Genomic DNA, 8,437 nt, shown 5'->3' on the forward strand with positions numbered 1-8,437 from the left:
CTACGGCTCGGACATGGCGTTGTCGCCATCTCGTGTGCCGTCCTCGTGATCGCGCAATCGGCGTGCGAGTCGCAGCAGGCGGTACAGCTTCACCAGCGCGTTGTCGCTGAGCCGAGCCGGCATGCTGTCATCCTCGGTGGCGGCCGGCCCACCCTGGAGCAGAAGCCCCAACTGCGTGGGCAGTATGGCGCTTTCGGGCGCAGTGCCCGACTGCCCGGACAGATACGGTGCGCTCAGGGCTTGTAACAGCGCCAGAGTCTGCTGTGAGCGCCGATCGGCTGTGGTGTCATCGGCGGGCAGGCAGTGGAAGCCGATGCCTCTTTCGCACGGTTCAATGACCTGCGGGATGCCGGCTTCGCTGGCGATCTCCTGGGCGAATTGGGCGATATGAGTACGAAGCCGCTCCGGGTCGTCTAGGGCGGGCTCGATGTACCAAATGTCGGTGATCGGGTAGAGCCCGCCCACCTGCACCGGGATGGCTTGCAAGACGTTGTGCTCGAAGTCGGGACGAGCTTCGCCAGTGTGGTCGGCGATCAGGCGCTGAATCGACTCCAGCCGCTCGGTCGTGCCCGCGGGCGAGACGATATGCTCCTGCAGGCGCGTCGTGCGGCGCTCGGCGTCTTCGTGTTCGTCGACTGTCTCTTTCGGGGGGCGGACGGGCGGTGCGGCGGTTTCCTGTGGCGGTGCCGATGCTGCACCGTCCGGTTGCGGCGAAGGTACTGGCGCAGCTGCAGCCGGTACTGCTGCGCCCTCCGCAGACGGTGCGGGCACTTTCGGTGCTGGTGCAAGCGGCTTTGGGGCCGCTGCAGGCGTCGGTGGGTCGGGCTCGGCGGTCGGCGATGTTTCAAGCAACTGCCAGCGCTTGTCGGAATCGGTGACCTCGAAGGCCAGCGTGTCGTATTCCACCTGTAGTTGTTCGGCCATCTGCCCGATCAACTCGTCTTGTACGCGCTGGACGCTGAAACTGCCCGCCGCTCCATCGAAGAATGTCAGCACATCCTGGAACAGCGTGGGGAAGTCGATGTTCTGGTTCCTGGCCGCGTTGCGGCTGGACCAAACGCGTTCGGCGGCGCGCCGCAGGCTGGTCAGTTGCTCAACCTGGCGCCGCCCCAGCCCGGCATAGAGCACGGTCGGGATGGCCGGCAGCAGGTACTGGATGGCCTCTTGCATCCGGCTGATATGGGGCTGGGGAACGGGGTAGCCGTCAGCCTTGAGGCGTCTTGCCAGTTCAGACTGCGACAGCGCCTTGCCAGTCTCTTGTTCGTACAACTCGCGGGCTTTTTGCACCCCCAAGGCGCGCTCGATGAAGGACAAGCCACCATGCAGTTCGTTTTCCGCCAAATGCCCCGTCAGCGCGACAATTTCTCCGCGTTCCGGCCAGGGCCGGAACAGGCAGGGGATGCGGAAGAAACGCTCATCCCTGGTCTCCGCCCACAGTTCACGCAGGATGGCCAGCCTGGTGTTCCCGCCATTGCGAATGATGTAGTGGGCCGCTCCTGGACGCCGGGTGATGGACGGTGGCGAGTCGAGTCCGCGCTCGCGTATCGAGTCTTTGATCTCGTCATAGCGTGGGTTCCGGGTCAGTCGCGGATCGAGCTCGTAGGGCGCCAGTTCGTCGAGCGTGACAACCATCGGCGTTTCCGCTATCGGGTCGGTCAGCGCGTCCGCAATTGGCGATCGACGCGCGAAGCCCTCGCTCATCAGCTTACCGGCGAGGTCTTGTACGGAAGCATCAGACATTGTCGCCTCCCTTGTCAGGGGATGGCTCCGTCGTGCCGAACTGAAGCTGTGTTCGCCGCAGCAAGGCGCGTGCGTTGCGCCCGGCGCGGTGATCGCTGGCCGTGGAACTGGTGAAGATCGGTGGCATGCCGGGCTTTGCGAACTTCAAATGCCCACCAGCGGTACGAACGACCTCCCAGCCTTCGTTCAGGGCGTACTCGATAAACGGCAGCAACTGCTTGTGGCCTCGGGCCAGCTCACGTGCGTTCGACATGGGCATGCCTCCCGCTGGATTTTCCGGTGACGTGTGCGAACTGCTCACGCCACTGGGGATACAACTCGCTGGCTAGGCCGCACACGACCTCCAGGGCGGACGGTGCCTGGCGGCCGGACGGTCGCCGCCGCTCGACGCGATGAGCCGGTAGACTGCCAGTGGCTGCGCGGGGAAATGCCTCGATCGCCGGAATCTCGGTGTCCAGAATCTGGATACCCGCTTGCCCCTTGAAGATCAGGCGCAAGGTTTGCTGGATCAGGCGGGCATTGGAAGACACAGCTGGCACCCGATTGATCAGCAGATGCAGCGGCGGCGGTGTGATGCCCAGATTGCGATAAGGCGCGATGTCCTCGACCAGTTGCAAAGTGCCGCGACGCAGTTCGCGCGCTGCCAGTATTTCCGGTGTCACCGGGGATACGGCCTGATGCGATGCCAGCAGAGCCATTTCCAGCAGCACACTGCGAGCGCCCTGAGTGTCTAGCAGCATCAGATCGTAGTGCGGCTGGAATGCCGGCAGGAGATTGCGCAACCGCAGCCGACCATCCGGTGCGTGGAGCAGCAAGGTATTGAGCTGCCGGTGCTCGTCGTTGGACAGCACTACGTCGAGGTTGTCGATGGCGGTGCGCGAGACCAGGCGCACCAGATTGCGCTCGTTGAAAGCCAGAAGCTCGTAGATGCCTCCTGGGGCACGATTCGACAGCTCGTAGTAGGAGGACAGGGTGGGCTGCATGTCCAGGTCGAGCAACAATACGCGCAGACCCGCATCGGCAACGAAGGCCCCAAGGTTGGCGGCAATGGTGGTTTTCCCGACGCCGCCTTTCGTTGAAATGATGGATATCACCTGCATAGCCTGCTCCTTTTCATTGGTTGACTGGGGAGCAGTCAGGTGCGCTCTTTCAGACGATCAGTGATCCACTGATCGATTTCAGCGGAATCCCATCCCACGGCCCTAACGCCCAGGCGAAGGGCCTTGGGAAACTTGCCTTCCTTCATGAGGCTATAAATGTGGGCTCTCTTGAACCCGGTCTTGGCTTCAACGTCCGCACGACGAAGGATGCGACGTTCTGGAGTTGGCGTATTGTCCTGCTGGAACATGATGGTCACTCCTCGATGCTTGGTAGCGCTTCTTGGCATGACCGTCATTAAATAAACGCCACCAATCAGCCACATCAAACAATAGGAACGTGCCGGTCACCGCATTCTTTTCATTGGAAAGAAATACCGGTATTGTTCTAGATGGTTCTGCCAATAACAGCCCGCCCATCTACCCAGATGCCAATGTTTATGAATGTTTTGTGACAACAAAAGGGCTTCTTGCACGACCGGATGTTGCGCAAGAGTGGAAAGTTGCAAGGAGAGTTAAATCTTGTCGGCGGAGCGACCAAAAAAGTCCGAAATCATTTTTGATGTGCTATTGACTTTTTCTGCTGGCAGCGGCCACGGCGAAGCGCCGCCTTGCATCAAGGCATGTGGATTTTCGGAGCCCTAGAAAAATACTTTTTTTGTCGCACGGCCGACAAAAAAAGTATTGCTGATTCACAAAGAAATCATGGATAAGGAGACAGGTCTAACTTACTTCGTCCCTGGCATACCTCCAATAATAAATGCTCGATCGATAAAACGCTCAAGTTCAGGTGAACGCTCCTTCTCTGTAGTAACTATGAAGGTTGCAGTGTTGGGGATATCGTCGACCACCTCCCTAATAATGACTTCTGGATGACTGTAAAGCGCGATTTGCGAGGCAAGGCCGATGCCAACACCGTATCCAGCCGCGACCAACATGATCATCGGCTCATGCCCTGAGACATACTCCGCGATCCTCGGCAGAGACAATGATGGTTCGCCAAACCATCGTCGGATTACGTTATATCCGCCTGCGCATCGCTCGGGATGGCAAAGTACTAACGGATAGCGAAGCACCTCGGCAATCGGAACCTTCTCAAGGGAGAGCAAGGGATGATTCCTCGGGATGGCAATGGCCGGCCGCTCGGCCCACACGGCTTCCTTGCGGTATCCCGGCGAAGTAGCATCATCGACCGTAAAACCGACGTCGATCTGATCGTGGCTCAGCGCTTGCAGCATCTCGTTGACCGTCATCTCGGAGATCCGCACTTCCGTGCGAGGTTCTTCCTCGCGGCATCGCGCGAGCAACTGGGTCAAACGAGGTTGAGCCAGGCTGTCCGCCAGGCCAATCCGGAGTCGGCCGATGTAACCCTGGGATGCCGAATGCACCCGGGTCTGGGCGCTTTCTATGACGGCGAGGATTCGGCGAACCTCTTCACGAAAAACCTCGCCCGGCCATGTTAGCCGGATGCGCCCCTTACTGCGATGGAGCAACTGAACTCCCAGTTGGGTCTCCAGATCCCGGATGGTTCGAGAGAGTGGGGACGGTTCAATGTGAACCCTCGCTGCGGCACGGGCGAAACTTTGTTCTTCCGCGACGACGAGAAAATATTGCAGGTGACGTATCCTCATGTATGCCTACTCCTTCTTTTTGTGTGGGTATGTTGTGTGCTGGCCTCTTGGCTGGATCGTTGTTGGTCGAACGTGCCGACGACGTGGGGCCTGCATCTTTGAGCAGCGCCATGCACGAAAACGCCACCTGACCAAGCCGGGAAGCGTTTTGCATCCACAGCCAGATCAGGCGTACGCTGCTCGGATACGGTCGCCGCGGTGCTGAGGGACTGGCGGCCGAACACCGGTAGCGTTGCGGTTCTGTGGGGGCCGGTAAAAGTAAGGCCACCCCAGCATGCGTTAGTTCGTCTGCCACGCCATGCTGGAGGAAGACCGCTGACGCGGTGTCCAGGGCAAGGGCTCCCTCGCCCTTGAAGCATAGCCTCTGGGCAAGCCGGCGGCTTATGCGTATGGGGTGCGACAGGGGAGGAATGAAGCGAGCATCAGCGCGGTGGCTGTGGATGTCGGTAGCTGTATGTGGACGTGTATGGAAAAAAGATTGGCACAGGTCTTGCCATTAGGCCGAAGTTAGTCCATAATCTTGTCCATCCTGTGACGCGGGGTCGGAAAAACTCTTTGTAAATCAATAAGTTGACGTCTAGATTCTAGACCCGTTTCCCGCTCCAAATTATGATTTACAGATGTCCATTGCAATCTGTAGATCTTTGAAAAAAGAGCGAAAGCTCTTTTTTTATTTCCAGTTATCCTCATCGAAAACCCCACGCCGGCTTTTTTCAGGCCAGAGTTGATGCCAAAAACAGGATAGTTGCCGGTACCGGATTGTTACCAGGATCGAATAAGGGCGTGATAAGCGTTGCGTCCGAGTCTCAACTTGGGAGCGGCGGTTATGGCGTTTTCCGATCCGATTTGTCCGGCAGGTCACAGCCCACGGTAAGATTTGTAATCTTCCCGTAATGTATTTGTCGAGATAATACCACGCCACATGCAGGCATATGAGTCCAGTCGGCTTATAGGAGAAAGGATTATAACGGTCTGATTATGGGGGAATAACGTAACAAATCGGAAAAATTTCATGCCAGAGAAGATAATATATGGAAAATCTGGATATAATATAGTTACCCTCCATAAAAATAAAATCATAGCTTGTATAATAGTGTTTTTATTATATTTTCATCTTTTATTTGGTTATGATTCGTTATGCTATGGTCATATCTTTCAAAATAAGCGACTATCACTTTTCCATTTATTTATAATGACCGGGAAAATAGGTCTTTTTCTTGCAAGTTATTTTATCTACATCTGTAAAAAATCCTCAGCCTGTCAAAATACCCTTTTGAAATTATCACCGGAAAGCCGTTATTCTATGTGGTTTTTAATCTGGTTCAGGCGATTTTTTAATCTATATGATTACACTCGTCATGTTAGCGCTGGTTTTGCGTATTGGAATCGGTTTCTTGTTGATATTAAACTTATTTTCATTCGTTGGGGGCGGTTTTTTTGGAATTCCCTAAGTAAAATTTTCTAGCGTTACCTTGCATATTGCTTTGCTTGTGCTAAATAAAATAGGTAGTAAGATTTTTTTACAGATATTATTGGGAAGTTAAAATCGAATAAAGAACAGCATTATCTAAATATCACAGCAAGGAAAAGACGCGGCGGCACATCGTTGTCTGCCGTTCAATGTTTGTTATTTTATAAATAAAAAACATTTTAATTAATTAGGACGCTATTTTCTTTGGGGCCAATTTCTTCCGAGTGTTTCATGATGAATGAATCGCCAGTGCGCGATTCATTTACTGTGGGATTCTTTTCGCCAGGAATAGATAAGAGATGTATTTAGTTACTCTTTTTCATAACTAATTTTGATCAATACTCATTTGGGAGTGCAAGTTAAATGAGCAACTTTTCTATTACTGCGAAAGAAAACGGCGTTACCTCTATGGTTAATTCCTCTACCGGAGAACTGAATTTATCTTCTCCTTCCATTGTGACGCTGCGGGCTAGTCGGCAAGAAATCGCTTCCATGAGTCGCTCTGGCAATGCTTTAGTCGTGACGTTTCACTCCGGTGAAAAAGTGGTATTGAAAAACTTTTATATTGCCGGAGAACACGGCGCCAGCGAGTTGGTGTTGGAAGACGAGAATGGCGCGCTCTGGTGGGTAAAAGATCCTGCAACTCAATCTCAATTTGAATCTATTTCCGGTATTGATGAGATCATCGCCGGGGCTGAAAGTGCGGAGTCTGTAGGCGGGTCTGCTCTACCGTATATTCTGGCCGGGGCAGCCGCGGTGGGTGGCGTGATTGCTATGGCGTCTGATGGCCATGATAACCATGATGATTCCGAGCGCGGTGCGCGGGCGCTCGACGTGCAGACACCAACCGTAAATATCAAAGAAGATGGTAGCTCCATTGGTGGGGAGGCGGCGCCGGGTAGCACTGTATCCATAACGCTACCGGATGGTTCTACCGCCAAAGCTCTGGTCGATGCGGACGGCTCCTGGAGTGTCAACCTTTACGATTCGCTGAAAAACGGTGAAAAAGTGAACGTAATGGTGACTGACCCAGCAGGGGATACTTTCGCGTCTATGACCGTCATTGCGCCTGACACCACTGCGCCAGCCGTTTCCGCCGATCTGTCGGTAGCCGAAAACGGTGCCGTCGTCAGTGGTACTGCCGAAGCGGGCAGCACGGTGACGATTACCGATGCGGCGGGCAATACGCTGGGCAGCGTAACGGCGGCGGATGATGGCCGCTTTAGCGTAGCGTTATCTCCGCCTTTGACCAATGGCGAGGCGATTAGCGTGGTTGTCAGCGATGCGGCGGGGAATGCTTCGGTAGCGGCAACCGTTATTGCACCTGATACCACCGCACCCGATGCACCTACCGATCTGTCGGTAGCCGAAGACGGTGCAGCCGTCAGCGGTATGGCGGAAGCGGGCAGCACGGTGACGATTGCCGATGCGGCGGGTAATTCGCTGGGCAGCGTAACAGCGGGTGGCGATGGCAGCTTCACTATACCGTTATCGCCGGCCTTAACCAACGGCGAAGCGATTAGCGTGGTAGCCAGCGATGCGGCGGGGAATGCTTCGGTAGCGGCAACCGTTATTGCACTGGATACCACCGCGCCTTCCGCCCCCGCCGAGCTATCGGTAGCTGAAGGCGGTGCAGCCGTCAGCGGTACGGCCGAAGCCGGCAGCACGGTGACGATTAGCGATGCGGCGGGTAATGCGCTGGGCAGCGTAACAGCGGGTGGCGATGGCGGCTTCACCATACCGTTATCGCCAGCCTTAACCAACGGCGAAGCGATTAGCGTGGTAGCCAGCGATGCGGCGGGGAATGCTTCGGTAGCGGCAACCGTTATTGCGCCGGATACCATTGCGCCTTCCGCACCCGCCGATCTGTCGGTAGCTGAAGACGGTGCAGCCGTCAGCGGTACGGCCGAAGCCGGCAGCTCGGTAACAATTACCGATACGGCGGGTAATTCGCTGGGCAGCGTAACCGCCGGGGATAACGGCCACTTTAGCGTACCGCTATCCCCGTCCTTAACCAACGGCGAAGCGATTAGCGTGGTAGCCAGCGATGCGACGGGGAATGTTTCTGCACCGGCCACTGCCACGGCACCGGATACCACCGCCCCGAACGCGCCGGATGCCTATATCAATAGCGACGGCACTGAGGTAAGCGGTACGGCCGAAGCGGGCAGCATCGTAACTGTAACGCTACCGGACAGTTCTATCCTGACCACCACCGCGGATGCGTCTGGCGTATACAGCGTTGCGCTGCCTGCCGCGCTGACCAACGGTGAAACGGTGACGGTCATGGCGACGGATGCGGCGAACAATATTTCCACGCCCACTACCGCCACCGCGCCGGATACGACCGCGCCCGCTGCACCCGCCGATTTGTCGGTAGCTGAAGACGGTGCAGCGGTGAGTGGCACTGCGGAAGCGGGCAGCACGGTGACGATTGCCGATGCGTCGGGTAATTCGCTGGGCAGCGTAACAGCGGGTGGCGATGGCGGCTTCACCAT

6 protein-coding genes are annotated in these 8,437 nt (G+C 56.1%); 1 reads left to right on the forward strand and 5 read right to left on the reverse strand.

All coding sequences use genetic code 11. The features are described 5' to 3' along the window. From JG725_RS17405 to JG725_RS17425, 5 genes are all read right to left on the reverse strand, one after another. The gene (locus JG725_RS17405; protein ID WP_199379118.1) at nucleotides 1-1,740 is read right to left on the reverse strand and encodes a ParB family protein; all 1,740 of its coding nucleotides are present in this window, start codon (nucleotides 1,738-1,740) and stop codon (nucleotides 1-3) included. Continuing rightward, complete coding sequence (locus tag JG725_RS17410) at nucleotides 1,733-1,993, reverse strand: type II toxin-antitoxin system HicA family toxin (protein ID WP_199379120.1); 261 nt, start codon at nucleotides 1,991-1,993, stop codon at nucleotides 1,733-1,735. Before JG725_RS17410 ends, JG725_RS17405 begins: the two co-directional genes overlap by 8 nt. Next, a complete protein-coding gene (locus tag JG725_RS17415; RefSeq protein ID WP_199379122.1) occupies nucleotides 1,977-2,840 on the reverse strand; it encodes a ParA family protein in 864 nt (287 codons plus the stop codon). Before JG725_RS17415 ends, JG725_RS17410 begins: the two co-directional genes overlap by 17 nt. Before the next feature lie 35 nt (nucleotides 2,841-2,875). Then, nucleotides 2,876-3,088, reverse strand: a complete 213-nt coding sequence (locus JG725_RS17420; protein ID WP_199379124.1) for an AlpA family transcriptional regulator — start codon at nucleotides 3,086-3,088, stop codon at nucleotides 2,876-2,878. A 477-nt stretch (nucleotides 3,089-3,565) separates the two neighbouring features. Next, nucleotides 3,566-4,468, reverse strand: a complete 903-nt coding sequence (locus JG725_RS17425; protein WP_199379126.1) for a LysR family transcriptional regulator — start codon at nucleotides 4,466-4,468, stop codon at nucleotides 3,566-3,568. Nucleotides 4,469-6,302: 1,834 nt separating this feature from the next. Here JG725_RS17425 and JG725_RS17430 point away from each other — a divergent pair. Beyond that, nucleotides 6,303-8,437, forward strand: a 2,135-nt coding sequence (locus tag JG725_RS17430) for an Ig-like domain-containing protein (RefSeq protein WP_199379128.1), incomplete at its 3' end; no start/stop codon positions are given.

The organism is Brenneria sp. L3-3C-1 (assembly GCF_016456245.1).
Taxonomy (GTDB): domain Bacteria; phylum Pseudomonadota; class Gammaproteobacteria; order Enterobacterales; family Enterobacteriaceae; genus Brenneria.